Origin of the sequence: Streptomyces katrae (assembly GCF_002028425.1) — a bacterium.
Classification (GTDB): Bacteria; Actinomycetota; Actinomycetes; order Streptomycetales; family Streptomycetaceae; genus Streptomyces; species Streptomyces katrae_A.
This window is the reverse complement of record NZ_CP020042.1, coordinates 5,115,479-5,141,374: the sequence shown is the minus strand read 5'-3', so window position 1 is coordinate 5,141,374 and position 25,896 is coordinate 5,115,479. Positions and strand designations below refer to the sequence as shown.

The window sequence follows — 25,896 nt, the reverse complement described above, 5'->3', positions numbered from 1 at the left end:
GGTCATGCGCAGGTACGGCAAGCACACCGACGAGGACGACATCCGCCAGCGCCCGAACCCCAAGGGCAACCGGGCGCGGACGAACATCCGGCCCAAGCACGAGGACGCCTCCGAGGGCTTCGTCCTCACCGTCGACCGGGGCAGGCTGACCTGTCTGGTCGAGGACCGCACGATCACCGCGATGAAGGCCCGCGAGCTGGGCCGCAAGGCGGCGGTGGTCGGCGACCGGGTGTGGATCGTCGGTGACCTGTCCGGCAAGAAGGACACCCTCGCCCGGATCGTGCGGATCGAGGAGCGCAAGTCCGTCCTGCGGCGCACCGCGGACGACGACGACCCGTACGAGCGGGTGGTCGTCGCCAACGCCGACCAGCTGGCCATCGTCACGGCCCTGGCGGACCCGGAGCCCCGGCCCCGGATGATCGACCGCTGCCTGGTGGCGGCGTACGACGCGGGGCTGGAGCCCCTGCTGGTGCTCACCAAGTCCGACCTGACCTCCCCGGACAAGATCCTGGAGGTCTACTCGACCTTCGGTCTGAACTACGTGGTGACCAACCGGGAGGAGCTGGAGGCGGGCGACGCCGCCGAGCGGGTCCGCGAGCGCCTGGAGGGCCGGATCACCGCCTTCGTCGGCCACTCGGGCGTGGGCAAGACCACGCTGGTGAACTCGCTGGTCGCCGAGGGCCGCCAGCGCGCCACCGGCCACGTCAACAAGGTCACCGGCCGCGGCCGGCACACCACCACCTCGGCGCTGGCCCTGCCCCTGCCGTCGGGGGACGGCTGGGTCATCGACACCCCCGGCGTGCGCTCCTTCGGCCTGCACCACGTGGACCCCTCGCGGGTGGTGCTGGCCTTCCCGGACCTGGTGCCGGGCACGGAGGAGTGCCCGCGCGCGTGCAGCCACGACGAACCGGACTGCGCGCTCGACCAGTGGGTGCAGGACGGCCACGCCGACCCGGCACGGCTGTACTCGCTGCGCCGGCTGCTGGGGACGCGCGAGCGCCGCGAAGGCGACTGATCGTCCGGCGGGGTTTGCACCACACCCGGTCTGGTAAATGCATAATCCCACCCAGTGACGCGATGTCACCTGACGCGGGGAGGCATTCGACATGGCGTGGCTGCTGGTGGTGGTCGCGGGAATCCTGGAGACCGGTTTCGCGGTCTGCCTGAAGCTGTCCCACGGGTTCACCCGGCTGTGGCCGACGATCGCCTTCGCGTGTTTCGCGCTCGGCAGCTTCGGCCTGCTGACCCTGGCCCTCAAGAAGCTGGACGTGGGCCCGGCGTACGCGGTGTGGACGGGCATCGGCGCGGCCGGGACCGCCATCTACGGCATGGTCTTCCTCGGGGACCTGGTCTCCACCCTCAAGCTGGTCTCGATCACGCTGGTCATCCTGGGCGTCATCGGCCTGCAGCTCTCCGGCTCGGCCCACTGAGCAGCCGCAGCAGCTCCCGGTCCCCCGGCTCCTCCCCCGGTGCGACCACGTAGGACAGCGCCAGCCGGACGGCGAGCTCGCAGCGGCGCGCCGGCTCCTGCGGCAGCGCGGCGGCGGCCCGGTCGCGGGCGGCCCGGGTCAGCTCCCCCGGCCCGACCGCGTGCCGGCTCCCGGCCGGGGGCGGCGCGGGCAGCGCCGGGTCCCAGGCCCCGGTCAGCAGGGCCCGTACGAGCGCACGCGCACGGGCGGCCCGTACGGTCCACTCGGCGACCGCCGCGAGCCGCTCCCCGGCGGTGTGCCCGGGCGGGGCGGCGGCCAGCGTCCGGTCCACCCCGTCGAGGTACCAGTCGGCCGCGCGGCGCACCAGGGCCCGGCCGAGGCCGTCCTTGCCGCCGAACTCGTTGTAGAGGGTCTGGCGCGAGACCCCGGCGGCGGTGGCGACCTCCACCATCCGCACGGCCGGCCAGGGGCGGGCGCACAGCGCCGCTTCGGCCGCTTCCAGCAAGGATTCCCGGGCCGCCGACATCCGTCGCCTCCACCGCCTGTCGCGCCGGCCGGCGGTCACCGGGCCTGGCTCTCCCGCAAGATTTGACGGACCGCCAGATCCTGTCAAGGGCGCCTCCCGGCCGTTCCGTGGACGCCGTTCGCCGGGCCGGTGGACTCTCGGTACTGTTCGGGCATGTCCACGTATGACGACGACCTGCGCCTCGCCCTCGAACTCGCCGACGCGGCGGACGCCGCCACCATGCAGCGGTTCCGTGCCCTGGACCTGGTGGTGGAGACGAAGCCGGACATGACTCCGGTGAGCGAGGCCGACCAGGCCGCAGAGGAGATCATCCGGGCCGGGATCCTGGCCGCGCGGCCCGGGGACGCGATCCTCGGCGAGGAGTACGGGCTCAAGGGCGAGGGCCCGCGCCGCTGGGTCGTGGACCCGATCGACGGCACGAAGAACTACGTGCGCGGGGTGCCCGTGTGGGCGACCCTGATCTCCCTCATGGAGCAGGGCGAGGACGGGGAGTTCCGTCCGGTCGTGGGCGTGGTCTCGGCCCCGGCGCTGGGCCGCCGCTGGTGGGCCTCGCAGGGCGGGGGCGCCTTCTCGGGCGGTGCGCTGGGCGAGCCCGCGGGCCCGATCGGCGTCTCGAAGGTGGCCACCCTGGCGGACGCCTCCTTCGCCTTCTCCTCGCTGACCGGCTGGGAGGAGCTGGGCCGGCTGCCCGGGTTCCTGGAGCTGACCCGCGCCTGCTGGCGCACGCGCGGCTACGGGGACTTCTGGCCGTACATGATGGTCGCCGAGGGCTCCCTGGACCTGTGCGCCGAGCCGGAGCTGAACCTGTGGGACATGGCGGCCCTCGCGGTCGTGGTCCAGGAGGCGGGCGGCCGGTTCACGAGCATCGACGGCGTGGACGGGGTGCACGGCGGCAACGCGGCCGCCTCGAACGGGCTGCTGCACGGCGAGATGCTGGGCTTCCTGCGCCCCTCCGCCTGATCCCGGCGCGCGGGGGCGTGCACTCAGCGCGCCCTCTTGATAACGCAGCGTGCCCATGGGAATCTGGGACTCCCCCGCTTGTGCGCTTGTGAAGCGGTTCTCGAAGCGGGGCTCACCCAGGAGGTGGTTCTCTTCATGCTCGTCCGTGACGCCATGAGCACCGTGATCCTGACCCTCGGACCTGCCCACACCCTCCGTCAGGCGGCCTGCCTGATGTCCGGCCGCCGGGTCGGAGCGGCCGTCGTCCTCGACCCCGACCACAGCGGCATCGGCATCCTCACCGAGCGCGACATCCTCAACTCGCTCGGCGCCGGCCATGATCCCGACCGGGAGTCGGTGGGCGCGCACACCACGAACAACGTCGTCTTCTGCACCCCCGAGGCCACCGTGGCGGAAGCCGCGGAGGCGATGGCCATCGGCGGCTTCCGGCACCTGGTCGTGCTGGAGGACGGCGGCCCGGTGGGCATCGTCTCCGTCCGCGACGTCATCCGCTCCTGGGCGCGCACGCGGCAGGGCGCCATGGCGGCGTGAAACGGCGGCGGGCCGGAGCCCCGAGGGGTTCCGGCCCGCCGTCCCGCTACGGCAAGCGGTCCGTACTAGCCGCGGAGGGCCTGGACCGCGGCTTCCAGCCGCTTGCCGAAGTCGCCGTCCGCCTGGCGGAAGTTGTCGATCGCGCGCTCGACGATGTCCTCACGGGAGACCTTGGCGATGAAGCCGGAAAGGTTCTCGATCAGACGGCCCTTCTCGTCCTCGGACATCAGGCGGTAGAGGTTGCCCGCCTGGACGAAGTCGTTGTCCTCGGCGTGGGAGGGGGTGGCGTGGTTGCCCGTGCCGCCCGTGACCGGGGTGGACTGCCACAGCGGGCGGTCCGTCTGGAAGGGGCCGCCGAAGCTGTTCGGCTCGTAGTTCTTCGCACCCTTGTGGCGGCCGTCGTAGAGGTAGCCGTCACGGGAGTTCGTGCGCGCCTCGGTGGCGTGCGGGCGGTTCACCGGCAGGTGGTCGGCGTTGATGCCGACGCGGTAGCGGTGGGCGTCGCCGTACGCGAAGAGACGGCCCTGGAGCATCTTGTCCGGGGAGGGACCGATGCCGGGGACGAAGTGCGCCGGGGAGAAGATGCTCTGCTCGACCTCGGCGAAGATGTTCTCCGGGTTCCGGTTGAGCTCGAGCTTGCCGATCTCGATCGGCGGGTAGTCCTCGTGCGGCCACACCTTGGTGAGGTCGAACGGGTTGAAGCGGTAGTTCGCCGCGTCGGCGTCCGGCATGATCTGGACCTGCACGGTCCAGGTCGGGAACTCGCCGCGCTCGATGGACTCGCGCAGGTCGCGCTGGTGGGAGTCCGGGTCCTCACCGGCGAGCCGGTTGGCCTCGGCCTGGGTGAGGTTCTTGATGCCCTGGTCGGTCTTGAAGTGGTACTTGACCCAGAAGACCTCGCCGGCCTCGTTGTTCCACTGGAACGTGTGCGAACCGTAGCCGTTCATGTGGCGGTAGGACGCCGGGATGCCGCGGTCGCCGAACAGCCAGGTCACCTGGTGGGTGGACTCGGGCGACAGCCCCCAGAAGTCCCAGACGTTGTCCGCCTCCTGCGAGCCCGTGTACGGGTCGCGCTTCTGGGTGTGGATGAAGTCGGGGAACTTGATGGCGTCGCGTATGAAGAACACCGGGGTGTTGTTGCCGACGAGGTCGTAGTTGCCCTCTTCGGTGTAGAACTTCAGCGCCCAGCCGCGGGGGTCACGGCGGGCGTCGGCGCCGCCGAGGCTGTCCGCGACGGTGGAGAAGCGCAGGAAGGTCTCGGTCTGCTTGCCGACCTCGGAGAGGAACTTCGCCCGGGTGTACTTCGTGACGTCCGCGGTCACGGTGAAGGTGCCGTAGGCGCCGGCGCCGCGGGCGTGCACCACGCGCTCCGGGATGCGCTCGCGGTTGAAGTGAGCCAGCTTCTCCAGGAGGAGCTGGTCCTGGACGAGGACCGGCCCGCCGACCCCAGCGGTCTCGCTGTTCTGGTTGTCGGCGACCGGTGCCCCGGCCTCCGTGGTGAGCGGTCCCTGCGTCACGTGCGCCTCCTGCGTCATTTCCTGCAAGTCCTGTCCTTGGCGTTTGCCGTAACCGATCCTACGATGGACTTTGTCTAAGTCAAGTAAGCATCCAAGTCCACATCGGTTCGGGATCTGCACCGAATCCCCACTGTTAGGCTGGCGTGTATGAGTGACCTGCTGGAACGACTTCGCGGACGCGGCTGGCGCATGACGGCCCAGCGGCGTGTCGTGGCCGAAGTACTCGACGGTGAACACGTTCACCTGACGGCAGACGAAGTGCACGCACGCGCTGTGATCAAACTGCCCGAGATTTCTCGAGCGACGGTGTACAACACCTTGGGCGAGCTGGTCTCGCTCGGCGAGGTGCTGGAGGTCTCGACGGACCGGCGGGCCAAGCGGTACGACCCGAACGCCCACCAGCCCCACCACCACCTGGTCTGCGCCCAGTGCGGGGCCATCCGCGACGTCCACCCGGCGGGCGACCCGCTGGCCGACCTGCCCGCGGGCGAGCGCTTCGGCTTCGTGGTCTCGGCGGTCGAGGTGACCTACCGCGGGGTGTGCCCGAACTGCGCCGCCGGCTGAGGCGACGAGGGAACGGGGAAGGCCGGGGGCGGAAGCTCCCGGCCTTCTCTTCTGCGTACGGGCGTTCTTGTGCGTACAGGTGTTTACGTTCAGGAACGACTCGAGGCCCGGATCCATGGGATCCGGGCCTCGGGCCTTCAGTAGCGGGGACAGGATTTGAACCTGCGACCTCTGGGTTATGAGCCCAGCGAGCTACCGAGCTGCTCCACCCCGCGTCGGTAAACCCGACTGTACGGGAGTTCACCCAGCAGATGCAAATCACTGGGCGGGCTCCCCCGGACGGCCTCATACGGAGAGTTCCTCCGCGAGGGCGTCCCGCAGCCGGGCCGCCCGCTCGGCGACCTCCGCGGGGCCGAGCTCCATGGCCCGTACGCACCACTTCTGGCCCTCCGCGAGGTCCCCGTGCCGGGCGGCGAGCAGCCCCAGGCGCAGGGCGGCCCGGCCGTGTCCGGCCACCGCCGCCCGGGTCCACCACAGGGCCGCCTCCGGCTCGTTGCCCTCGCGGGCCAGGAGCAGCCCGAGGTTGAAGGCGCCGTTGCGCGAGCCGGCCTCGGCCGCCTCCCGGTACCAGCGGGCGGCCACGGCCAGGTCGCCCCGCGCCGCGGCCAGCATCCCGACCCGCACCTGGGCCCGGCGGTGGCCCTGCTCGGCGGCGCGCTCGTACCAGTCCTCGCTCTCGGAGCGCGCGGCGCCGCCGACGGGCTCGCCCAGCGCCACCGGCTCCGGCGGCGGGGCCAGCGACTCCAGCAGCGAGGCCAGCCGGAAGGCCGCCTCCGCGCTGCCGCCGCTGGCGGCGCAGCGCAGGTGCCGTTCTGCGGCGCGCTCCTCGCCGTCGCGCACCAGGGCGATGCCGACCTGGAGGGCGGCGTCGGTGTGCCCGGCCGCGGCGGCGCGCTCGTACCACTTCAGGGCGGAGCGGTCCTCGTCCCGGCTGGCGAAGAGGATGCCCAGGTTGAAGGCGGCGTCCACGCTGCCCGCCTCGGCCGCCTTGGAGAACCACGGCTCGGCGCCCGCCGCGTCCCCGGCCTGGAGCAGCATGATCGCCAGCGCGTTGGCGGCCTCGCGGTGGCCCGCGTAGGCGGCGCGGCGGTACCACTGCTCGGCCTGGGCCGTCCGCTCCTGGGCGGCGCACAGCAGGGCGAGGTTGTAGGCGCCGTTGTGGTCGCCCGCGTCCATCGCGACCCGGTACCACTTCTCGGCCGTCTCGGTCTCGCCGCGGGCCGCGTGCAGCGCGCCCAGGGCGTTGGCCGCGTTCCCGTCGCCGTCCTGCGCGGCGCGGTGCCACCAGGCGGCCGCGCTGTCCTCGTCCCCGGCGTCGCGCAGCAGGAAGCCGAGCGCGCACGCGGCCCGGGCCTCGCCCTGCTTGGCGGAGCTGAGGTACCAGCGGCCGGCCTCCTTCAGCTCTCCGCGCGCCTCCAGGAGGGCGCCCAGGTGCAGGCCGGCGCGCCGGTGGCCGCGGGCGGCTGCCTGCCGGTACCACTGTTCGGCCTCGGCGGGATCGCCCTTGCGCAGGTGCCGGGCCAGCCGGTAGGCCGCCTCGCGGTGGCCCTGTTCGGCGGCGGCCCGGAACCAGCGCTCGATGCCCTTGTCCCCGCGGTGCTCCAGCAGGTCGGCCAGGCCGTAGGCGCCCAGGGCGTGGCCGGACTCCGCCGCCTGGCGCAGCCAGTACTCGGCGGCGGGCTCGTCCCCGCGCTCGCGGTAGTGGCGGCCCAGGGCGTGCGCGGCGGGGGCGGAACCGGCGACGGCGGCGACCCGCCACCAGCCGGCGGCCTCGTCGGGGTAGCCGCGCTGGAGGAGGAGGACGCCCAGGTTGTTGGCGGCGGCACGGTCCCCCGCAGCGGTGGCGCCGCGCAGGTAGGGCTCGGCCCCGGCCAGGTCGCCGCGGCGCAGCAGCAGGGCGCCGAGCACGCTCATGGCACCGGGGTCGCCCTTGTCGGCGGCCACCCGGTGGCGCGCCTCCAGTTCGGCGTCGGTCGCCCCCTCGGCGTCGCCGAAGGCCTCTTCCGCGAAATCCGCATCGGTCAGTGCGGTCTGCGCGTTCACAGCGGGAGCCGTCTTGCCTGCCTCCGTACCCGACTCGGCCTCCGCCCTCACAAACCGCCCTGTCTCCAGCAGAGTTGACCTGTCCCCCATAAATCCCATCGTCGCATCACCTGCTACCCGCGTACACCTGGTATGTCGCAGCCAGTGAGGTCACTACAGCGTTTTGTCGACATGCCCACAGAGAGACAAGTCAAACACGCTCACACCTCAACTCACCCGCCCCAGTGACCTCGTGTCCCCCAGCAGCTTCCTACCGGCCCCTCATGACCCGTGCGAGCCCGCTCCGGGCCCCGTCGGAATCTCATCCGAATCTCATCCGGGCATGACGAAGGCCCGGATCCCATGGGATCCGGGCCTTCGTCTTCAGTAGCGGGGACAGGATTTGAACCTGCGACCTCTGGGTTATGAGCCCAGCGAGCTACCGAGCTGCTCCACCCCGCGTCGGTGAAACCACAGTATCACGGCGCGGGACGGAGCCATTACCCGTTTGCGACCGGGCCGCCTAGCCTCCCGGCTTGGGGGCCGTCAGCTTGGCTTCGGCGTCGACCGCCCGCTTCAGCGCCGCCTGGAGGTCGCTCTGGGCCTTGCCGTACGCGGCCCAGTCGCCGGCCTTCATGGCCTTGTCGGCGTCCTCGACCGCCTTCTGGGCGTCGGCCAGGGCCGCCTTGACCGTCGGGTCCTGTGCGGCCGGCGGGTTGGTGGTGGTCTCGCCCGGCTTGGTCGGCTGGGTCTCCGGCGGCACCGGTGTGGTCGGGGCCTCGGCTCCGAAGACCACGTTCAGCGCCTTCTCCAGGGTGTCCTCGAAGGCCGTCTGGCCGCCGTAGGTCACCAGCACCTTGCGCAGCAGCGGGTACTTGAGGCCCGAGCTGCGGACGTACACCGGCTCCACGTAGAGCATCCCGCCGTCCATCGGCACCGCGAGCAGGTTGCCGTACTCGATCTCCGAGTCACCGCCGCGCAGCAGCCGGATCGACTCGGCGATCTTCGGCTCCGACTGGAACTTGCTCTGCACCTGGCCCGGGCCGTCCGGCGGCTTGCTGGTCGGCATCTTCAGGATCCGGATCTTGCCGTAGTCCGGGGTGCCCGGATCGGCGTTCACCGCCATGAAGGCGCTCAGGTTGGGCCGCTCGTTCGGCGTGAAGGTGGTCGTCAGCGAGAAGACCTGGTCCTTCTCCGGCTGGCCCGGCATCTTCATCGACAGGTAGTACGGCGGAACGGCCGTACCGGCCTTGGTCGTCGGGTCGTCCGGGACGGCCCACGCCTCGCTGCCGCTGAGGAAGGTCTGCGGGTCGGTGACGTGGTACCGGGTCAGGAGCTCGCGCTGGACCTTGAAGAGGTCCTGCGGGTAGCGCAGGTGGTCCATGAGCGGCTTGGAGATCTCGCTCTTGGGCTTCACCGTGCCCGGGAAGGCCTTCATCCAGGTCTTCAGGACCGGGTCCTGGGTGTCCCACTGGTAGAGGTTCACCGTGCCGTCGTAGGCGTCGACGGTGGCCTTCACCGAGTTGCGGATGTAGTTGACCCGGTTCTCCTGGGCCACCACGGCGCGCTGGCTGTTGGTCAGCGAGTCGGCGGTGCTCTGGCCCAGCGTGGTGCGCGAGGCGTACGGGTAGCCGTTCGTCGTCGTGTAGGCGTCGACGATCCACTTGATCCGCCCGTCGACGACGGCCGGGTACGGGGCGCCGTCGATGGTCAGCCAGGGCGCGACGGCCTCGACGCGGTCCTTGGGCGTGCGGTTGTAGAGGATCCGCGAGCCTTCGCCGATGGCCCCCGAGTAGAGGATCTGGGGCTCGCTGAAGGCGAGCGCGTAGGCGGCGCGGTTGACCGGGTTGTTCAGGTTGACGCCCGAGTCGCCCTTGTAGCTGGTCTCCTTCTCGCCCTTGTCGTCCGAGTAGTCGAGCTCCTTCTGCGGTCCGCCGACGATCGAGTACTGCTTCGTCTGCTCGCCGTAGTAGATGCGCTGCTCGAAGTTCGTGCCGAACATGCCCTTGGAAGGCAGGTCGGACTGGGTGAAGTCGGGGGCGCCGTCCTTGACCGTGGTGCCCTTGGCCGCGACGACGCCGTAGCCGTGGGTGTACTTGAAGTGGTCGTTGATCCAGTTGTTCTTCGGGATGCCGCCGATGTTCAGCTCGCGCAGCCCGATGACGGTGTCCTGGCCGTTGTACCGGTCGACCGCCAGCGTGGAGGGGAAGCCGTAGTAGCCCTTGACCTGCTGGAGCTGCTGGAAGGCCGGCGAGACGATGTTCGGGTCGAGCAGGCGCAGGCTCGCGGTGGTGTCGGCCACCGGCCGCAGCTTGGTCCGGTCGTCGGTCTGCGGGACGCCCGGGTAGTCCTTGACCTCGGCCCCGTCGATCCCGTAGGCGTCGCGCGTGGCCTTGATGTTCTTCTCGACGTACGGGGATTCCTTGGCCTGCTCGTTCGGCTGGACCTGGAACTTCTGCACGATCGCCGGGTAGAGCCCGCCGATCAGGATCGCCGAGAGCACCATCAGGCCGAAGCCGATGACCGGCAGCTGCCAGGTGCGCCGCCACAGGGTGGCGAAGAACAGCACCGCGCAGATCGCGGCGATGGCGACGAGGATGGTCTTCGCCGGCAGGTAGGCGTTGGCGTCGACGTAGCGCAGGCCGGTCCAGTTGTCGGAGGCCTTGAAGTCGCTGGACTTCACGGCGAGGCCGTACCGGTCGAGCCAGTAGGCGATCGCCTTGAACGTGACGAAGAGGCCGAGCAGCACCGACAGGTGCCCGGTCGCCGCGGCGGTGGCCCGGGCGCCCGGGCTGGTCACGCGCAGTCCGCCGTACAGGTAGTGCACGACGACGGCCGCGATCACCGACAGCACGACGGCGGCGAAGCCGAAGCCGAGCAGGAAGCGGTACCAGGGCAGGTCGAAAGTGTAGAAGGAGACGTCGAGATGGAACTGGGGGTCCTTCTTGCCGAAGGGCACCCCGTTCACGTACATCAGCCAGGTCTTCCACTGGCCGGCCGCCGAGGCGCCCGCGATCAGCCCGACCACCGCGGCGACGCTCAGGAGCAGCCACTTCTTGTACGGCGCGACGCTCATCCGGTACCGGTCGAGGCTCTGCTGCTCCATCGACATCGCGCTCAGCGGCGGCCGCAGCCGGTAGGCCAGCCACACGTTCAGCCCGACGGCACCCGCCATCAGCAGTCCGAAGACGGCGAAGAGGCCGATCTTGGTCCACAGGGTGGTGGTGAAGACGGAGGAGTACTTGACGGAGCGGAACCAGAGCCAGTCCGTCCAGAACCCGGCGAACATGATGAACGCCATGGCCAGGACGGCCAGGACGCCCAGGGTCAGCAGAAGGGTCCGGGCGCGCCGGGAGGGGCGGCCGACTCTCATCCGTGGCCCGGAGGGGCCTCCGCCGCGGTCCGGCATCTGGAAAGCCAAGGTGCGCACCTCGAATGTCGCTGGGTCTGGTCGTGGGCCCACGATGGTAGGGCCCACCCATGCAACTTACTGAGGCTTTAGTCAGTTCCCGGTATCGGGGAGAAAGGAGGCAGGATGTTGTCCATGTCCAACCTTTCGCCCTCCCCCGGCACCCCCATGGCGGCCAGTCCGCTGACCCGCGCCGTCCTCGAGATCGACGAGTACGCCACCACCCTCGGCTGGGACAAGCCCGCCCGCCTCTTCGCCCTGGTCGACACGGCCCGCCTGCGCCGGCAGGAGCCCGGCCTCGCGAACCAGCTCGGCCTCGACAAGGACGACGCCGGCAAGGCCCAGCTCACCCCGATCGAGCAGGACGAGGTGCCGGCCGGGACCCCGCTGGACAAGTTCCTGGGAACCATCGCCTGGCCCGACGCGGTCGTCGGGTGCGCCCTGACGGTGGAGCGGCTGATGCTGCCGCCGTCCGCCGAGGCCTCCGTACCGGAGGGGCTCAGCGACAAGCAGCTGGCCAAGTGGGTCGCCGGCCACCCGGAGCGGCAGGAGGTGCGCCTGACGGTGGGCGTCCTGCGCGACGGCTCGCGGGAGTCGGCCGTGCGGCTGCGGGAGAAGGACTCCTCCAGCGAGGTGCTGACCGGCGCGAGCCTGGTGCCCGGCCTGGCCGACGCGCTGGCGGCGACGTTCGCCTGAGGCCCCGAACGCCCGAAGGCCCGGGCCCCGCGGGCCCGGGGGCGCGGCCGGAGGCGCCGGATCACGACTTCGTGCAGCTCGGCAGTCCGGCCGTGTCCCCCTTGCTGATCTTCTGCAGGGCCTTGGTGGCGTCGTCGATGGTGGAGACCTTCACCAGGGTCAGGCCGTCGGGGACCTGGGCGGCGGCGGAGGCGCAGTTCTCGGCCGGGGTGAGGAAGTACTCGGCGCCGGCCTGGCGGGCGCCGATGGTCTTCATCTGGATGCCGCCGATCGGGCCGACCTTGCCGGTGTCGTCGATGGTGCCGGTGCCGGCGATGAACTTGCCGCCGGTCAGGTCCTCCGGGGTGAGCTTGTCGACGATGCCCAGGGCGAACATCAGGCCGGCGCTGGGGCCGCCGACGTCGGCGAGCTTGATGTCGATCGGGAACGGGAAGGTGTGGTCGGTCCCGGCCTTGATGCCGACGATGGCGTGGCCGTCGTCCGGCGCCTTGCCCGCGGTGACGGTCACCTTGGCGGTGGTGGTGGGCTCGCGGTTCGCCTTCTCGGCCTCGGCCGCGTCGGCGGCGGGCACGAGGGTGAACTCGACGGGCTCGCCCGGCTTGTGCTTGGTGACGAGCTTCGCGACGTCGCCGGGGGCGGTGACGGGGCTGCCGTCAACGGCTTTGACGACGTCCCCGGCGTGCAGCTTGCCCTCGGAGGGGCTGCCCTTGACGACGCTGGCGACGATGACGCGGGCGCTGACCGGGATGCCGAGCTGCTTGAGGGCGGCCACCTTGGCGCTCTCCTGCGACTGGCTGAACTCCTCGGCGTTCTCCTGCGTCGACTCCTTGTCCGTCTTGCCGTCCGGGTAGAGGTTCTCGTGCGGGACGACGATGTTGTCGCCCGCGATCCAGCCGTAGACCGCTTCGAGCAGGTTCATGTCGTAGTCGGCGCCGGTGACGCGGACCGTCGTCATGTTGAGGTGGCCGGTGGTCGGGTACGTCTGGTGACCGGAGATGTTCAGGACGGGCTCGCCGTGCGATTCGCCCAGGGTGTTCACGGTCGGTCCGGGACTCATCTCGGAGTACGGGACCTTCAGGAACACTCCCGCGCAGAGCAGCGCGAACAGCACGAGGGAGGAGGCGAGCATCGTCGCTGTACGGCGTGGCATGGATCGACAGTACGGGACGGTCCTGGGACGCGACCCGTGGGGCCGGTCCGTACGGGGCCCGCGGGCGGGACTCTCAGGCGATTCTCAGCGGAGGGCCCGGCCGGCCCGGTCACCGCGGACTCCTGGGACGCGTCAGACGGCGTCGGAACCGGAGTGCGCCTTCTCCTTCTGCCTCGCCTCGTCGGCCTTGTCCATGGCCTCGCGGAACCTCGCGTAGCCGGCGAGCTCGGATATGTCTCCCTGCGTGCGGTCGCGCGCTGCCCAGCTGCCCCATATCGCCGCCCCGATCGCGGCGAACAGCGGAATCAGCAACCACGCCAGTGACGCCATGGACGTGCCTCCCTGCCCCGAAAGTACGAGTGTCGTCGGTGGCTTCAACGCTCGTGCCCGTGGGGGGGTTACGCAAATCGAGGGCGTGTTGCGCGGCCGAACGGGTGTGAGGGTACTCCCGCCCGGGCGCGCCTGCGCGACCAGGGGGCCACGGTGTGCGGGCCGGGGTCAGCAGGCGCCGACCCACTCCTCCGTGCCGTCGGAGAAGGTCCCCTCTTCCACGGCGACCTCGCACTGCTCGGCGCGGGGCGCCTCCCAGGCTTCGGGCCGCCTGCGCCGGACTCCGTCCGCCGGTGGGGCCCGGCGGGGCGTCGCCCGGGTCCTCAGCAGGCGCCGACCCACTCCTCCGTGCCGTCGGAGAAGGTCTGATGCTTCCAGATCGGGACCTCGTGCTTGAGGTCGTCGATCAGCATGCGGCAGGCCTCGAAGGCCTCGCCGCGGTGCGGGCAGGAGACGGCGACGACCACGGCGAGGTCGCCGACGGCCAGGTCGCCGATGCGGTGGACGGCCGCCAGGGCGCGGACCGGGTACTTCTCCACGACGCGCTCGGCGATGCGGCGCATCTCGGCCTCGGCCGTCGGGTGGCAGGAGTAGCCGAGGGAGTCGACGTCCGCGCCGCCGTCGTGGTTGCGCACCGTGCCGACGAAGAGGGTGGTGCCTCCCGTGGCGTCGTCGCCGACGGCCTTGAAGACCTCGTCGATCGAGAGCGGGGTCTCGCGGATCGCGAGCAGCCGGATCGGGTCCTGGGCGGCCTGCTCGCCGGGGTGGTCGAAGTGCGGTGCCATGTCATCCATCGTGCCTCAGGGGCTGACGTGGCGGAATAGCCGGATCGCCCGTGCCGTGACCGGCCGGTTGGGAGTCTCCTACAGGAGGCCCGGGCTCCGGCCGGGCCCGGAGCGGTGTCCGGGCCCGTGGGGGCCGGGGGCGTGCGGCCGGTCAGAGGCCGCGGCGCCTGCGGGCCCGGCGGACCGCGGCGGCGGCGCCCAGCAGGGCCACCGTCGCGCCGGCGGCTCCGGCGGCCGTGGCGGCGTCCTTGCGGCCCAGGCGGCGGCCCGCGACGGTGTGCCGGCCCGCGACCTCCTGGAGCAGCTCGGCCAGCACCGCCTCGTTGGTCCAGCGGGGCCGCCAGCCGGCTGCGTGCAGCCCGCTGACGCTGACCACCCAGGGGTGCATCGTGTAGGCGAGGTCCCCGGCCGGGGAGGGGGTCAGGCCGATCCGGTGCAGCCGGGCCGCGGCGCCCAGGGCCACCGCCGAGGGCAGCTCCATGCGGCGGATGCCGCTGAGCTCCTCGACCTCCTCCTGTTCCAGCCAGCCCTCGCAGCCGACGGCCAGCTCGCCCTCCACCTTCTCCAGGGCGGCGTACTCCAGGGCGCTGACCAGGTCCTCGACGTGGCAGAACTGCCAGGTGGGCCGGGAGCCCGCGACGACGAGCAGGCGCGGGGACTCGAAGTAGCGGGTCAGGGCGGTGTCCGTGCCGCCGACGAGTACGGCCGGGCGGAGCACCGTGACGTTCAGGCCGGGGTGGGCGCGGGGGGCCCGGCGGCCCAGGCGCTCGATCTCCAGCAGGTCGCCGACGCCGGTGGCCTCGGCGGTGGCCCGCAGCTCGGAGTCCTCGGAGAGCGGGATGTCGTTGTCGGGCAGGGCCCCGTAGACCATCGCGGAGGTGCAGAGCACGACCCGGTGCACCCCGGCCGCCGCGGCGGCGGTGAGCACGGTCTGGGTTCCGCGTACGTTGTACGCAGTGCGGGCCGCGGGGTCGGTCTCCAGGTCGAGGTCGAGCGCGAGGTGCACGACCACGTCCGCGCCGCGCAGCTTCTCGGCGATGGCGGGGTCGCGTACGTCCAGGACGTGCCACTGGGCGCCGGCGCAGTCCCCGCGCCGCTCGTCGATGGCGATGACCTGCTTGACCTCGTCGGACTCGGCGAGGCGGCCCACGAGCGCGGCGCCGACGCCGGAGGCGGCCCCGGTGACCGCGATCACGGGGCTGCGGCGGCGGGGGGCGGCCTCGTTTCGCGGCTGGCGAACGCCGGGGGCGCTGTCGCCGTGCTCAGGGCGGTTTTCGGCGTCGTGCGGCGCGCGAGCCTGCGGATCTGGGGAACTCACCGGGCGTCTCCAGCGGTTGTCTTCAGTGGGGACGCGCCGTGACGCGTACCCACCAGGTGATGTCCATCCTGCCGCAGCCCAGGAGTCGGCGGAGCACCGAGCCCGGAAGCGGGAGTGGTGTCTACGCTGGGTGGTGTTGTCGGACCATTGCCCGTCGGCACCCGCCGGCGGCCCTACGAGCCGAGGAAACCCGTGAGCGACACCCCATTCGGATTCGGCCTTCCGCCGGAGGAGCCGGAGGACGGCGACAAGGGCAAGAAGGGGGGCCAGGGCGGCCCCGGGAATCCGTTCGGGTTCGGCCCGGGCGGCCTCCCCGGCGGTGCGGACAATCCGTTCGCCGCGATGTTCGGTTCGATGAACCCGGGCGATCTGGGCGCCGCCTTCCAGCAGCTGGGCCAGATGCTCAGCTACGAGGGCGGTCCCGTGAACTGGGACATGGCCAAGGACATCGCCCGCCAGACCGTCGCGCAGGGCACGCCGGACGGCGTGAAGGACGCCAGCGTCGGCGTCGCCGAGAAGTCGGCGGTGGAGGAGGCGGTGCGTCTGGCCGACCTGTGGCTGGACGGGGTGACCTCCCTGCCGTCGGGTGCCACCGCGGCCGTCGCGTGGAGCCGCGCCGAGTGGGTCGAGGCGACCCTCCCGGTGTGGAAGGAGCTGGTGGACCCGGTGGCCGAGCGGGTCGGCGCGGCCATGGGCAGTGTGCTGCCCGAGGAGATGCAGGCCATGGCGGGCCCGCTGCTCGGCATGATGCGCTCCATGGGCGGGGCCATGTTCGGCCAGCAGATCGGCCAGGCCGTGGGCACCCTCGCGGGCGAGGTCGTCGGCTCCACGGACATCGGGCTGCCGCTGGGCCCGGCCGGGCGGGCGGCGCTGCTGCCGCTGAACATCGAGAGCTTCGGCAAGGACCTGGGCGTCCCCTCCGACGAGGTGCGGCTGTACCTGGCCCTGCGCGAGGCGGCGCACGCCCGTCTCTTCGCGCATGTGCCGTGGCTGCGCTCGCACCTGTTCGGTGCGGTGGAGGGGTACGCCCGGGGCATCAAGGTGGACACCTCGAAGCTGGAGGACGTGGTCGGACACCTCGACCCGTCCAACCCGGAGCAGCTTCAGGAGGCCCTGCAGGGCGGTATGTTCCAGCCGCAGGACACCCCGGAGCAGAAGGCCGCCCTGGCCCGGCTGGAGACGGCGCTCGCGCTGGTCGAGGGCTGGGTGGACGCCGTGGTGCACGAGGCGGCCAAGCCCCGGCTGACCTCGGCCGACGCCATGCGCGAGACGATGCGCCGCCGGCGTGCCTCGGGCGGCCCGGCGGAGCAGACCTTCGCCACGCTGATCGGGCTGGAGCTGCGGCCGCGCCGGCTGCGCGACGCCTCGCGGCTGTGGGCCTCGCTCACCGACGCGCGCGGGGTGGACGGGCGCGACGGGCTGTGGGAGCACCCGGACATGCTGCCCACGGCCTCCGACCTGGACGACCCGGACGGGTTCGTGCACCGCGAGCAGCTGGACTTCTCGGAGATCGACAAGATGCTCGGCGAGGCCGCCGAGAAGCGCGACCAGGGCGAGGGTGACGAGAAGAAGTGAGTCTGTACGAGGACGCCGTCCTGGTCCTGAAGGAGTACGCGGGCCCGGACGAGCAGCAGCGCGGGCTCCGGGACGTCTACCTGGAGCACCTGGCGGAGCACCCGGACGGCATGTACAAGCCCTGCCAGGCGGGGCATGTGACGGGCAGCGCGCTGGTGATCGACCCGGTGGGCGGCCGTGTCCTGCTGACCCTGCACAAGAAGCTCGGCCTGTGGCTGCAGATGGGCGGGCACTGCGAGCCCGGTGACACCACGCTGGCGGGCGCGGCGATGCGCGAGGCGGTCGAGGAGTCGGGCATCGCCTCCGGGCTGACGCTGCTGGAGGGCGGCCCGGTGCGGCTGGACCGGCACCCGATCCCGGCGCCGTGCAACTGGCACCTGGACGTGCAGTACGCGGCGCTGGCTCCGGCCGGCGTGGTGGCGGAGATCAGCGACGAGTCGCTGGACCTGCGCTGGTTCCCGTACGCGGAGGTCGCTTCGGTGGCCGACACCTCGGTGGTGCGGCTGATGGAGGCGACCCTGGAGCGGCTGGGCGCGTAGGGCGTGGGGCCATGACGGAGGGGCGGGCCCTGACGGGTCCGCCCCTTCGTGGTGCCGGTGTGTGCGGCTCTCAGTTCCAGACGTTGTTCTGGTTCTGGGCGTGCGCGCCGTGCTGGCCCATGCCGAACTGGGCGGCGATGCCCTGGCCGAGCTGGGCGTTCTGCGGGGGCAGCACCTCGCTGGGCTGCACCAGGGCGAAGCCGGTGCCGAGGAAGCTGAGCTCCCAGCCCTCGCCGGTGTTGCCGCGGCGGCGCCAGACACCGGCGGAGTGGGTCTGGGCCTGCATCTGCACGCGCAGCGAGGTGGACCAGGCGACGATGGCGTCGGCGTCGGCGTTGACGTACTTGTCCGGGGTGACCTGCATCATCAGCGGCTGTCCGGAGGTCATCAGGGCGACCTTGCCGCGGCCGGTGATGTTGAGCTGGTACTTGCCGGTGCCGGAGATCCCGTACTGGCTGTCGACCGCGATGACCTCGGTGTGCAGCGTGGAGTCCATGGCCAGGACGTAGCTGCTGTCGACGGTCAGGCCGTCCTGGTCGACGTCGAGGACGTGGACGTGCTGGGCGAGGTTGGCGAAGTAGACCGTGCCCTGGCCGGAGCAGCGCATGAGGTCGAGGCCCTCGCCGGTGCGGCTGCGGGCCCCCCTCTGGCTGGTGCTCTGGTACTCGCCGTCGAAGTCGACGATGCCCTGGTAGGCGACCATCGAGCCCTTGCGGGCGAGGACGTCGTCGGAGCCGGCCAGGGTGACCCGCAGGAGCTGCGGGTTCTGGACGGTGTACCGCTCCTGGGACTGCTGCTCGGCGTGGCCGAAAAGTGAGCTCTGCATGGTGTGTCCGCTCCCCCTCAGCCCCGGGTCCGGAGCCGGTCGGTGCTGTCCTCGCTGGGCTGTACGACGACGATGCCCTGGCCGGAGAAGGCCATCTGGTAGGCCTCCCCGCTGCCCCGGCCGATCATCGACGAGGCCTTGAAGCTGCGCTTCCCCTTGACCTTGAGGTTCGGGGACCAGGCGACGAGCGCGTCCGGGTCGACGTACGTCTCGTCCTCGCCGCGGCCGCAGTCGACGACGATCGGGGTGCCGCGGGAGGTGATGGCCACCCATCCGGTGCCGGAGACCTGGACGTTGAACAGGCCCTGGCCGGCGAACTTCGCCATGCCCTTGACCCGCTCGACGCCCCACTGGAGGTGGGCGTCGAAGGCGAGCAGGTTGGTGCCGTTGACGGAGAGGGCGTCGTTGTCGAGGTTGATGCAGACCACGTCGGCGCCGTAGTCGGCGAGGTAGAGCAGCCCGTCGCCGGTGCACTTCATCAGCGGGGCGCCTTCGCCGGTCAGCCACTGGGAGGCCATCTGGCGGACGGCGGGCGGGTTGGGCTCGTACTGGACGAAGCCCTCGTAGGCGACCATCGAGCCGGTGCGGGCGAAGAGGTCCTGGCCGCTCTGCATGGCGACCTTGAGCATCGCGCGGCCGTGGTTCTCCATGCGGGCCGTGACGGGGGTGGGGGCGTAGCCCGCGAGCTGCTGGTTCATGGGGTTCATGGCGTTCATGTCGGGCTCCCTCAGACCTCGTACGGCTGGACGACGATGAAGTTCCCGGGGGCGCCGCGGAACTGGAGGTTGACGGTCTCCCCGCTGTGGCCGGGGTAGGCGTTGCGGCGCAGCCGGACCTGGCTGGAAACGATCACCTGGGAAGCCGCGGACCAGGCCACGATGGCGTTGCTGTCGGCGAAGGTGGTCGGGGTGACGGGCAGGACGACGGGGGTGCCGTGCGTCTTGACGATCACGGTGCCGGTGCCCTGGAAGAGCATGGTGAACAGGGCGCCGCCGGGGATGCCGTGGCCCTCGATGCGGCGGACCTCGTGGTGGAGGGACTCGTCGAAGGCGAGGACGTTCTCGGAGTTGACGCAGATGCCGTCGCCCTGGAGCTCGATGGCGTGCAGGTGGGCGCCGTTCTCCGCGAGGAAGACCTGGCCGCGGCCGGTGCAGCGCATCAGCTGCATCTCCTGGCCGGTGGCGTTGCCGACGATGCGGCCGGCGAAGCCCGCGCCCTTGTAGCCGAAGTCGACCTTGCCCTGGTAGAGGACCATGCTGCCCTGGCGGGCGAGGACGGGCTGGCCGCCGCCCGCCGCCAGGTCGACCCGCATCATCTGGTGGTTCTGCGCGGTCCAGCGGGCGCCCGTGGGGGCTTCCTTGTACAGCTGGAGCGCGGCGGCGAGGCCCGCTCCGGCCTGCGGGGCCGCCTGGCCGCCGTAGGGGGCGGGGGGCTGCTGGCCGTACGGGGGCTGCTGGTAGCCCTGGTGCTGGGGGTAACCCTGCTGCTGGGGCGGGACCTGGCCGCCGTAGGAGGGCTGGGGCGGCTGGCCGTAGGGGGCCGGGGCCGGTCCCGGGGGCGGGACCTGGGCGCCGTACGCGTGCTGCTGCGGCTGCCGGCCGCCGCCGTACGAGGGCGGGCCGGGCTGCTGCGGCGGGTGCGGGGGCTGGCCGTAGGGGGTCGCGGGGGCGGGCGGGGTCAGCGGGCCGACCATGGTGGGGGCCGAGTGCACCGCCGCCGGGGCCGGGGCCGGGGCCGGGGGCTGCTGCTGGGGCTGCTGCGGCGGGGCGTACGGGGCGGGGGCGGGCGGCTGCTGCTGGTGGTGGTGGACCGGGGCGCCGTAGGACGGGGCGGGGGCGGGCGGCGCCGGGGCGGCGGCCTGGGGCGGCGGGGCGAACCCGGGGGCGGCGGCCTGCGGCTGGGCCGGGACCGGGGCCTGCTGCTGGGGCTCCTCCTCGGCGACCTCGCCGCCGAAGTTCTCCAGCAGCGCGGCGAGCCCGCCGTCGAAGCCCTGGCCGACGGCGGCGAAGCGCCACACGTCCTTGCGGTAGAAGTCGCCGATCATCAGGGCGCGCTCGGTGCTGAACTCCGAGCCCGTGAAGGAGTACCGGACGACTTCCTCGCCGCCCGCCACGATCCGGATGTAGCCGGGGCCGATCTGCGACATCTGCCCGTCGCCGTCGAGGCTGGCGGTGAAGGAGAGCCGGTGGATGGACGCGGGCACGTGGTCCAGGGTCACCCGGAAGGACTCGGTGTCCCCGGCCTGCGCGCCGAGCAGCTGGACGGACTCCTCGGGCGACTTCGGCTGGTTGTAGAAGACGAAGTAGCGGTCGTCCGACAGGCGTTCGTCGGCGTCGAGGCCGAAGCAGCTGATGTCGAAGGTCAGTCCGGGCCCGGCGATCTGGACGCCCACGTACAGATCGGTACCCGCCGTCAGGTCACTGATCCTGGCCTTGTGGCCGCGTTGGAATTCCCTGGCCATACGTCCGACCGTCCCCCGTCCCGAGTGTGAGTGCGCGGCTGCTCGCCTGCCTGATGGTGTGCCGCCGGATGCGTGCCCGCGGTTGTGTGCCGCTCAGGCTAACGGCTCCCGGCGACATCCGGGCAAGCCGGTACCGACCCGGTACATATCGCGCCCGGCGCGGGGCGTTCATTCCTCGCGGGCGGCCGGAATCCTGGGCAGCCGCTCCGCCGCGACCACTCCCTCGAGGAAGCCACGGGCCCGCTCGGTCCTCGGGTAGGCCTCCAGCAGCTCCCAGAACCGGGGGCCGTGGCCGGGGACGAGCAGGTGCGCCAGCTCGTGCAGGAGCACGTAGTCGACCACGTACTCCGGCATCCCCTGGAGCCGGTGGGAGAGCCGGATGCTGCCTTCGGCGGGGGTGCAGGAACCCCAGCGGGTGTTCTGGTTGGTGACCCAGCGGACCGAGCGGGGGCGGGCGCGGCCGCTGAGGTACTGCTCGGACAAACGCGCGGCGCGTTCGGTGAGTTCCGTGTCGCCGAGGGTGCGTTTGCTCTCCTGGGCGGCGAGCTTGTCGAGCATGACGCCCACCCAGCGCCGCTCCTCCGCCTCGGACATCCGGGCAGGGATCAGCACGACCGTCCGGTCACCCTCGCGGTAGGCGGAGACGGTCCTGCGGCGGCGCGCGCTCCGGCGTACTTCGACGGCGTGCGGGGATGGGTCGGCGGACACGCCTCGACGGTACCCGGTCGCCGCGGCGGAAGTCCCGCACGTCCGCGCTTCGAACGAGATCCCTCGGGATCCCTGCTCGGCCCCCTCCGAGAACACCCCTTCCATTCATCCCATATGCCTAATACCCCTTGCCTGTGGACAAGTCTCCTCACTCCTTCCGACGGGCGGGCATCGTGACGGAGGAGGCCGGGGAAGCGGCCGCGGACGGTACGGGGAAACGAGGAGGCGGCGATGTATCCGAAGGTGAAGCCCGCGCTGGCACGGGCATGGCGGGACCTGCAGACGGTGCAGTTCGGGGTGACCCCGGCGCATGCGGTGGTGCTCGGCCCGGTGGACACGGCCACCGGATCCCTGATCGACCGGATCGACGGGACGCGCGGCATGGAGCTGCTGCGGGCGGAGGCCCGCGGGATGGGGCTGCCGGAGGGTCAGGCGGACGGGCTGGTCCGGCGGCTCGCGGGGGCCGGACTGCTCGACGACGCCACGGCGGGAGGGCCCCGCGCCCAGGCCGTGCGGAGCCGCCCGGAGGCGCTGGAGCGGCTCGGCCCCGATCTGGGCTCGCTGTCCCTGGTGCACCCGGAGCCCGGGGGTGACTTACGGGGCGTCGCGGCCCGCCGGGCCATACGGGTCCGGGTGCGCGGGAGCGGCCGGGTGGGGGCGCTGGTCGCCGCCGTGCTGGCGGGAGCCGGGGTGGGCCGGGTCGAGGTGCTGGACGGGGGCCGGGTGGAGCCGGCCGATGTGGCACCGGGCGGGCTGGGCCCGGGGAGCGTGGGCCGGCTGCGGGCCGAGGCGGCGCGGGCCCTCGTGCGGGAGTCGGCCCCGGGGCGGGCCCCGCGGGAGGGCGACCCCGAGGGGCCGGGGCCGGAGATCGCGCTGGTGGTGGTCGCGCCCCGGGACGGCCTCCAGGCGTGGGCGCCCGATCCGGCGACGGCCGCCGACTGGGTGGCGACGGGCACCCCGCACCTGTACGCGGGGGTGCTGGAGGGGACGGGGCTGGTCGGGCCGCTGGTGCTGCCGGGGGTGACGGCCTGCGCCGGGTGCATGGAGCGCGAGCGCGTCGACCGGGACCCGGCCTGGCCGCGGATGCTGGTCCAGTGGCGGTCGGCTCACCGGCGCCGGGACCGGGCCGCCTGCGACCTGGGGCTCTCCACGGCGGTGGCCGGCCTGGCCGCGGCCCACACCCTGGCCTTCCTCGACGGACGCCTGCCGGCCTCCACCGGCTCCCGCTGGGAGGCCGCCCTGCCGGCGCTGCACTGGGAGCGCTCGGGGCTGACCCCCCATCCGGACTGCCCGTGCGGGGCGGCCGTGCCGGCTCCGGAGTCCGGGGCGGTGCTCTCGTGAGCGGCCTGACTCCCGCCGGATCCGGGGCGGGTGCCCCAGTCCGGTGGGTGGGACGGCCATGGCAGGATGCGTTGGGGGCCGAGGCGCGCTCCGAACCGCCGCTCGCGGCACAGCAGTCTGGGAACTGGAGGGGCGTATGTCTGATCTTCCCCGGAAGGCGGTCACCCGTACGGTCAAGCTGGCCGCGCTGCCGCTCGGTATCGCGGGGCGGGCCACGTGGGGGCTGGGCAAGCGGATCGGCGGGAAGTCCGCCGAGATCGTGGCCCGTGAGCTCCAGCAGCGCACCGCCGAGCAGCTGTTCCGCACGCTCGGTGAGCTCAAGGGGGGTGCCATGAAGTTCGGGCAGGCCCTCTCGGTGTTCGAGTCGGCGCTTCCCGAGGAGGTCGTCGGGCCCTACCGGGCGGCGCTGACCAAGCTTCAGGAGGCGGCTCCTGCGCTGCCGGCGGCGCGGGTTCACCAGGTGCTGGCGGAGCGGCTCGGCGAGGACTGGCGCGAGCTGTTCGAGGAGTTCGAGGACAAGCCGGCCGCGGCCGCCTCGATCGGGCAGGTGCACCGGGCCGTGTGGCACGACGGGCGGCAGGTGGCGGTCAAGGTCCAGTACCCGGGGGCCGGGGAGGCGCTGCTGTCGGACCTCAAGCAGCTGGGCCGGTTCGCCGGGCTGCTGGGTCCGCTGATCCCGGGCATGGACGTCAAGCCGCTGATCACCGAGCTGCGCGACCGGGTCACCGAGGAGCTGGACTACGAGCTGGAGGCCGAGGCGCAGCGCACCCACGCCGACGCCTTCGGCGGGGACGAGGACGTGGTCGTCCCGGACGTGGTGCACCAGGGCGACCAGGTGCTGGTGACCGAGTGGCTGGAGGGCACCCCGCTGTCGGAGGTCATAGCCGACGGCACGCAGGAGGAGCGTGACCGCGCCGGCCAGCTGCTGACCCGGTTCCTCTTCTCCGGTCCCGCGCGCACCGGGCTGCTGCACGCCGATCCGCACCCGGGGAACTTCCGGCTCATGGCCGGGGCGGACGGCCGGATGCGGCTGGGCGTGCTGGACTTCGGCACGGTGGACCGGCTGCCCGGCGGCTGGCCCAAGCCGATCGGCCGGTCGCTGCGGATGACCCTGGAGGGGGACGCCGAGGGGGTCTACGGGCACCTGTGCGCCGAGGGGTTCGTGAAGGAGTCCATCGAACTCGACCCGGACGCGGTGCTCGACTACCTCAAGCCGATCATCGAGCCGGCCGAGGCCGACGCGTTCACCTTCACCCGGTCGTGGCTGCGCGGGCAGGCCACGCGGATCGCCGATCCCCGCTCCCCCGCCCACCAGTTGGGACGGCAGATCAACCTGCCGCCGTCCTACCTGCTGATCCACCGGGTGACGCTGAGCACCATCGGGGTGCTGTGCCAGCTGGGTGCGACGGTGCGGCTGCGCGACGAACTCGACGCCTGGCTGCCCGGGTTCGCGTCCGAGGGCTGAGCCTGCGGGTCACCACCAGGAGGAGTCGAGGCGGCCTTCGATCGCGCGGAGGTTGGCGCGCGCGCAGTCGACGCAGAAGTACTGTCTGGTCCCGTTCTCCACCGAACAGGTCCAGGTGGGCGGGGCACCGTTCGGGGAGCGGGCGCCGCAGCGCGCGCAGACGACGGACTGGTCCTCGGGTCCCGGCTTGGCGGGGTGGGGAGTCGGCTGGTCCACCACCAGACGATATCCCCGGGGTGCCGTACCCGGCTCCGCAACGCACCGGAGGGACCGGTCCGTTCGGACCGGCCCCTCCGGAGGTACCGTCGCCGGCCCGGTGGGGCCGGCGACGGCGGGGTTCACGCCGCACTGGTGTGGGGCCGGGTTCCGGCTCCGTGCGGGGCCGTCAGTGCATGACGGCCATGGCCAGCGCGCGCCGGGCGCGCAGCGAGACGCGCTCGGCCTTGCGCTGCATGCGCCGGGCGGCGACCAGGCGCACGGCGTGACGCTGGGCGTCCACCTCGCGCAGCCGGTCGTCCATATGCGCACGGGCCAGGGCTTCTGGGATGAGTTGCATTTCGCGGGTCCTGTTCTGACGCGAGGTGATCGCGCCGGTGGTGATGAAGTCTGCGGTGGCGGAGCCGTGCGGCTGCTCGCTGGTGTTGGTGTGGGGGGACATGGGGGCCTGCTTCAAGGGGTCGTGCGTCAGGGGGCGGTCGATGGTTCCGGTGGCGGTCATGCCGCAGCAACCGGGTTCTTGCGCGGGCGGCCACGGGGCCGCTTGCGGGCCACGACCACGCCCTGGACGAAGAGCTCTCCGCCCCAGACGCCCCAGGGCTCGCGGCGCTCCTTGGCGCCGGCGAGGCAGGCCTCGACCAGCGGGCAGGTGCCGCAGAGGGACTTGGCGTACTCGACGTCCGCCGGGGACTCGGCGAAGAAGACCTCGGGGTCGAAGGTCCGGCACGGTACGGGGACGCCGAGGTTCTCGATGGCGTCGTCGAGCGCGGTGAGCGCGGTGAGGGGGGTCAAGGCGGGGTCCTCCGGGACTGCGGGCGGGGAGATCGTTTGGGTCTGCGGTGCGGACGGGGCGTGCGCTTCGAGTTGCACGGTTGTCTCTTCCTCGTCTTGTTCGGTTAGTCGTTCCGGCCGGTCGGCCGGGTGGCGGCTGTTACCTGGTCCTGCCAGTCCCGAGGCCCCTTCGCTCCGTCGTCCCCGTTCGGGGACAAACAGAAGGGCCGCGGATCCCGGGTGGGGTTCCGCGGCCCTGAAGGCGCCGGCCTGATCATGCGATCAGGCTGGATCACTCCAGGGTTCGAGCCCACGGAAGGCCCACATCAGGTGGTTCTGCTGCTGCGTCGTCTGCGTCTGGGATCCGGCACCGGCTGCGGCCGCGAAGTCATAGGCGCCATGCGCCTGCTGGGCTCCCGCTACTGCCACCAGTGCCTTGGTCGGTCGTTCAATGCGCTCGCTGACCGGAAGGGTCGCCAGCAGGGCGGGCTTGTCGGCGGAAATCGCGGACAGACCGGTGCCCCGGAGGGAGACGGAACCGAGCAGGCAGGAAGCGGCAACCGAGCGATCGGTCATTTTGGTGAAGGTCATGAAGCTGGTCACTGGTCTCGCCTCCTCTCGGCGTCTCGGGGATCCGGCCCGGGGGCCTGTCCCATGCGTATTCGGATAAGTACAGCACGGATCCGGGGCTTCGGAGAAGCCACCGTTTCCGTTGCTAAGAACCTATGGGGATTGGCTGGGCATGTGCAAACTATT

Annotated in this window: 26 protein-coding genes and 2 tRNA genes; 10 read left to right on the top strand and 18 right to left on the bottom strand. The window is 72.1% G+C overall.

Translation table 11 applies throughout. The features are described from left to right. The first annotated feature begins 4 nt into the window (after positions 1 to 4). Positions 5 to 1,015, top strand: a complete 1,011-nt coding sequence (gene rsgA / locus B4U46_RS23640; protein WP_079429691.1) for a ribosome small subunit-dependent GTPase A — start codon at positions 5 to 7, stop codon at positions 1,013 to 1,015. 91 nt (positions 1,016 to 1,106) lie between these two features. Then, entirely contained in the window at positions 1,107 to 1,430 is a 324-nt protein-coding gene (locus B4U46_RS23635; protein WP_007266432.1) for a DMT family transporter, read from the top strand. Here the strand turns inward: B4U46_RS23635 and B4U46_RS23630 are convergent. Next, complete coding sequence (locus B4U46_RS23630) at positions 1,396 to 1,956, bottom strand: TetR/AcrR family transcriptional regulator (protein WP_079429690.1); 561 nt, start codon at positions 1,954 to 1,956, stop codon at positions 1,396 to 1,398. The two genes, B4U46_RS23635 and B4U46_RS23630, sit on opposite strands and share 35 nt — an antisense overlap. Positions 1,957 to 2,109: 153 nt before the next feature. On the opposite strand from B4U46_RS23630, the gene hisN reads away from it, so the two are divergent. Further along, a complete protein-coding gene (gene hisN / locus B4U46_RS23625; protein WP_079429689.1) occupies positions 2,110 to 2,916 on the top strand; it encodes a histidinol-phosphatase in 807 nt (268 codons plus the stop codon). 135 nt (positions 2,917 to 3,051) lie between these two features. Further along, positions 3,052 to 3,447, top strand: a complete 396-nt coding sequence (locus tag B4U46_RS23620; RefSeq protein WP_079429688.1) for a cyclic nucleotide-binding/CBS domain-containing protein — start codon at positions 3,052 to 3,054, stop codon at positions 3,445 to 3,447. Between the two features lie 65 nt (positions 3,448 to 3,512). On the opposite strand, the gene B4U46_RS23615 is transcribed toward B4U46_RS23620, so the two are convergent. Next, positions 3,513 to 4,982, bottom strand: a complete 1,470-nt coding sequence (locus B4U46_RS23615; protein WP_079429687.1) for a catalase — start codon at positions 4,980 to 4,982, stop codon at positions 3,513 to 3,515. A gap of 129 nt (positions 4,983 to 5,111) precedes the next feature. Between B4U46_RS23615 and B4U46_RS23610 the strand changes: the two genes are divergently transcribed. Then, the gene (locus B4U46_RS23610; RefSeq protein WP_079429686.1) at positions 5,112 to 5,528 is read left to right on the top strand and encodes a Fur family transcriptional regulator; all 417 of its coding nucleotides are present in this window, start codon (positions 5,112 to 5,114) and stop codon (positions 5,526 to 5,528) included. Positions 5,529 to 5,669: 141 nt separating this feature from the next. Here the strand turns inward: B4U46_RS23610 and B4U46_RS23605 are convergent. The 4 genes from B4U46_RS23605 to B4U46_RS23590 form a co-directional block, all read right to left on the bottom strand. Then, a tRNA-Met gene (locus tag B4U46_RS23605) sits at positions 5,670 to 5,743 on the bottom strand. Positions 5,744 to 5,813: 70 nt separating this feature from the next. Next, positions 5,814 to 7,670: a tetratricopeptide repeat protein gene (locus tag B4U46_RS23600; protein ID WP_079429685.1), complete on the bottom strand. Its 1,857-nt coding sequence runs from the start codon at positions 7,668 to 7,670 to the stop codon at positions 5,814 to 5,816. A gap of 268 nt (positions 7,671 to 7,938) precedes the next feature. Then, positions 7,939 to 8,012 (bottom strand) — tRNA-Met (locus tag B4U46_RS23595). Between the two features lie 61 nt (positions 8,013 to 8,073). After that, positions 8,074 to 10,959, bottom strand: coding sequence for a UPF0182 family protein (locus tag B4U46_RS23590; protein ID WP_237293357.1), 2,886 nt, complete (start codon positions 10,957 to 10,959; stop codon positions 8,074 to 8,076). A 135-nt stretch (positions 10,960 to 11,094) separates the two neighbouring features. Here B4U46_RS23590 and B4U46_RS23585 point away from each other — a divergent pair, with 135 nt between their 5' ends. Next, complete coding sequence (locus tag B4U46_RS23585; protein WP_079429683.1) at positions 11,095 to 11,655, top strand: PPA1309 family protein; 561 nt, start codon at positions 11,095 to 11,097, stop codon at positions 11,653 to 11,655. 61 nt (positions 11,656 to 11,716) lie between these two features. On the opposite strand, the gene B4U46_RS23580 is transcribed toward B4U46_RS23585, so the two are convergent. The 4 genes from B4U46_RS23580 to B4U46_RS23565 form a co-directional block, all read right to left on the bottom strand. Then, positions 11,717 to 12,805, bottom strand: coding sequence for a PDZ domain-containing protein (locus B4U46_RS23580; protein ID WP_079429682.1), 1,089 nt, complete (start codon positions 12,803 to 12,805; stop codon positions 11,717 to 11,719). A 132-nt stretch (positions 12,806 to 12,937) separates the two neighbouring features. After that, a complete protein-coding gene (locus tag B4U46_RS23575; RefSeq protein WP_079429681.1) occupies positions 12,938 to 13,135 on the bottom strand; it encodes a hypothetical protein in 198 nt (65 codons plus the stop codon). A 323-nt stretch (positions 13,136 to 13,458) separates the two neighbouring features. Further along, positions 13,459 to 13,920 (bottom strand): molybdenum cofactor biosynthesis protein MoaE, encoded by a 462-nt coding sequence (locus tag B4U46_RS23570; RefSeq protein WP_079429680.1) that lies wholly within the window; start codon positions 13,918 to 13,920, stop codon positions 13,459 to 13,461. A 151-nt stretch (positions 13,921 to 14,071) separates the two neighbouring features. Then, positions 14,072 to 15,238, bottom strand: a complete 1,167-nt coding sequence (locus B4U46_RS23565) for an SDR family oxidoreductase (protein ID WP_079429679.1) — start codon at positions 15,236 to 15,238, stop codon at positions 14,072 to 14,074. A gap of 192 nt (positions 15,239 to 15,430) precedes the next feature. Between B4U46_RS23565 and B4U46_RS23560 the strand changes: the two genes are divergently transcribed. Both B4U46_RS23560 and B4U46_RS23555 read left to right on the top strand, forming a co-directional pair. After that, positions 15,431 to 16,813, top strand: coding sequence for a zinc-dependent metalloprotease (locus tag B4U46_RS23560; protein WP_079429678.1), 1,383 nt, complete (start codon positions 15,431 to 15,433; stop codon positions 16,811 to 16,813). Further along, the gene (locus B4U46_RS23555) at positions 16,810 to 17,352 is read left to right on the top strand and encodes an NUDIX hydrolase (RefSeq protein WP_079429677.1); all 543 of its coding nucleotides are present in this window, start codon (positions 16,810 to 16,812) and stop codon (positions 17,350 to 17,352) included. The genes B4U46_RS23560 and B4U46_RS23555 overlap by 4 nt, the downstream gene beginning before the upstream one ends. Positions 17,353 to 17,422: 70 nt before the next feature. Here B4U46_RS23555 and B4U46_RS23550 read toward each other — a convergent pair whose 3' ends face one another. The 4 genes from B4U46_RS23550 to B4U46_RS23535 form a co-directional block, all read right to left on the bottom strand. Continuing rightward, positions 17,423 to 18,178 carry an AIM24 family protein gene (locus B4U46_RS23550; protein WP_079429676.1) on the bottom strand — a complete coding sequence of 252 codons (756 nt, stop codon included), beginning with the start codon at positions 18,176 to 18,178 and terminating at the stop codon, positions 17,423 to 17,425. 17 nt (positions 18,179 to 18,195) lie between these two features. After that, positions 18,196 to 18,876, bottom strand: coding sequence for an AIM24 family protein (locus B4U46_RS23545; protein WP_079431943.1), 681 nt, complete (start codon positions 18,874 to 18,876; stop codon positions 18,196 to 18,198). Positions 18,877 to 18,905: 29 nt separating this feature from the next. After that, positions 18,906 to 20,639 carry a TerD family protein gene (locus B4U46_RS23540; protein WP_079429675.1) on the bottom strand — a complete coding sequence of 578 codons (1,734 nt, stop codon included), beginning with the start codon at positions 20,637 to 20,639 and terminating at the stop codon, positions 18,906 to 18,908. Between the two features lie 168 nt (positions 20,640 to 20,807). Then, the gene (locus tag B4U46_RS23535) at positions 20,808 to 21,452 is read right to left on the bottom strand and encodes a M48 family metallopeptidase (RefSeq protein ID WP_237293099.1); all 645 of its coding nucleotides are present in this window, start codon (positions 21,450 to 21,452) and stop codon (positions 20,808 to 20,810) included. Positions 21,453 to 21,578: 126 nt separating this feature from the next. Here B4U46_RS23535 and B4U46_RS23530 point away from each other — a divergent pair, with 126 nt between their 5' ends. Further along, the gene (locus B4U46_RS23530; RefSeq protein WP_079429673.1) at positions 21,579 to 22,688 is read left to right on the top strand and encodes a ThiF family adenylyltransferase; all 1,110 of its coding nucleotides are present in this window, start codon (positions 21,579 to 21,581) and stop codon (positions 22,686 to 22,688) included. A gap of 136 nt (positions 22,689 to 22,824) precedes the next feature. Continuing rightward, positions 22,825 to 24,153, top strand: coding sequence for an ABC1 kinase family protein (locus tag B4U46_RS23525; protein ID WP_079429672.1), 1,329 nt, complete (start codon positions 22,825 to 22,827; stop codon positions 24,151 to 24,153). A gap of 9 nt (positions 24,154 to 24,162) precedes the next feature. On the opposite strand, the gene B4U46_RS23520 is transcribed toward B4U46_RS23525, so the two are convergent. The 4 genes from B4U46_RS23520 to B4U46_RS23505 all read right to left on the bottom strand — a co-directional run bounded on the left by B4U46_RS23520 (position 24,163) and on the right by B4U46_RS23505 (position 25,743). Further along, positions 24,163 to 24,372 (bottom strand): hypothetical protein, encoded by a 210-nt coding sequence (locus B4U46_RS23520; protein ID WP_079429671.1) that lies wholly within the window; start codon positions 24,370 to 24,372, stop codon positions 24,163 to 24,165. A 166-nt stretch (positions 24,373 to 24,538) separates the two neighbouring features. Next, on the bottom strand, positions 24,539 to 24,871 hold the full coding sequence (locus B4U46_RS23515; protein WP_079429670.1) for a hypothetical protein: 333 nt from the start codon (positions 24,869 to 24,871) through the stop codon (positions 24,539 to 24,541). After that, positions 24,868 to 25,239: a WhiB family transcriptional regulator gene (locus tag B4U46_RS23510; protein WP_045949159.1), complete on the bottom strand. Its 372-nt coding sequence runs from the start codon at positions 25,237 to 25,239 to the stop codon at positions 24,868 to 24,870. Before B4U46_RS23510 ends, B4U46_RS23515 begins: the two co-directional genes overlap by 4 nt. A gap of 183 nt (positions 25,240 to 25,422) precedes the next feature. Continuing rightward, a complete protein-coding gene (locus B4U46_RS23505; RefSeq protein WP_100862912.1) occupies positions 25,423 to 25,743 on the bottom strand; it encodes a hypothetical protein in 321 nt (106 codons plus the stop codon). Between the last annotated feature and the right edge of the window lie 153 nt (positions 25,744 to 25,896).

Excerpts from the sequence above, each read along its gene's own strand:
- rsgA (WP_079429691.1), top strand. The coding sequence starts at position 5 with ATGCGCAGGTACGGCAAGCACACCGACGAGGACGACATCCGCCAGCGC.
- B4U46_RS23635 (WP_007266432.1), top strand. The coding sequence starts at position 1,107 with ATGGCGTGGCTGCTGGTGGTGGTCGCGGGAATCCTGGAGACCGGTTTC.
- B4U46_RS23630 (WP_079429690.1), bottom strand. The coding sequence starts at position 1,956 with ATGTCGGCGGCCCGGGAATCCTTGCTGGAAGCGGCCGAAGCGGCGCTG.
- hisN (WP_079429689.1), top strand. The coding sequence starts at position 2,110 with ATGTCCACGTATGACGACGACCTGCGCCTCGCCCTCGAACTCGCCGAC.
- B4U46_RS23620 (WP_079429688.1), top strand. The coding sequence starts at position 3,052 with ATGCTCGTCCGTGACGCCATGAGCACCGTGATCCTGACCCTCGGACCT.
- B4U46_RS23615 (WP_079429687.1), bottom strand. The coding sequence starts at position 4,982 with ATGACGCAGGAGGCGCACGTGACGCAGGGACCGCTCACCACGGAGGCC.
- B4U46_RS23610 (WP_079429686.1), top strand. The coding sequence starts at position 5,112 with ATGAGTGACCTGCTGGAACGACTTCGCGGACGCGGCTGGCGCATGACG.
- B4U46_RS23600 (WP_079429685.1), bottom strand. The coding sequence starts at position 7,670 with ATGGGATTTATGGGGGACAGGTCAACTCTGCTGGAGACAGGGCGGTTT.
- B4U46_RS23590 (WP_237293357.1), bottom strand. The coding sequence starts at position 10,959 with ATGCCGGACCGCGGCGGAGGCCCCTCCGGGCCACGGATGAGAGTCGGC.
- B4U46_RS23585 (WP_079429683.1), top strand. The coding sequence starts at position 11,095 with ATGTCCAACCTTTCGCCCTCCCCCGGCACCCCCATGGCGGCCAGTCCG.
- B4U46_RS23580 (WP_079429682.1), bottom strand. The coding sequence starts at position 12,805 with ATGCCACGCCGTACAGCGACGATGCTCGCCTCCTCCCTCGTGCTGTTC.
- B4U46_RS23575 (WP_079429681.1), bottom strand. The coding sequence starts at position 13,135 with ATGGCGTCACTGGCGTGGTTGCTGATTCCGCTGTTCGCCGCGATCGGG.
- B4U46_RS23570 (WP_079429680.1), bottom strand. The coding sequence starts at position 13,920 with ATGGCACCGCACTTCGACCACCCCGGCGAGCAGGCCGCCCAGGACCCG.
- B4U46_RS23550 (WP_079429676.1), bottom strand. The coding sequence starts at position 18,178 with ATGCAGAGCTCACTTTTCGGCCACGCCGAGCAGCAGTCCCAGGAGCGG.
- B4U46_RS23545 (WP_079431943.1), bottom strand. The coding sequence starts at position 18,876 with ATGAACCAGCAGCTCGCGGGCTACGCCCCCACCCCCGTCACGGCCCGC.
- B4U46_RS23540 (WP_079429675.1), bottom strand. The coding sequence starts at position 20,639 with ATGGCCAGGGAATTCCAACGCGGCCACAAGGCCAGGATCAGTGACCTG.
- B4U46_RS23535 (WP_237293099.1), bottom strand. The coding sequence starts at position 21,452 with ATGGAAGGGGTGTTCTCGGAGGGGGCCGAGCAGGGATCCCGAGGGATC.
- B4U46_RS23530 (WP_079429673.1), top strand. The coding sequence starts at position 21,579 with ATGTATCCGAAGGTGAAGCCCGCGCTGGCACGGGCATGGCGGGACCTG.
- B4U46_RS23525 (WP_079429672.1), top strand. The coding sequence starts at position 22,825 with ATGTCTGATCTTCCCCGGAAGGCGGTCACCCGTACGGTCAAGCTGGCC.
- B4U46_RS23515 (WP_079429670.1), bottom strand. The coding sequence starts at position 24,871 with ATGACCGCCACCGGAACCATCGACCGCCCCCTGACGCACGACCCCTTG.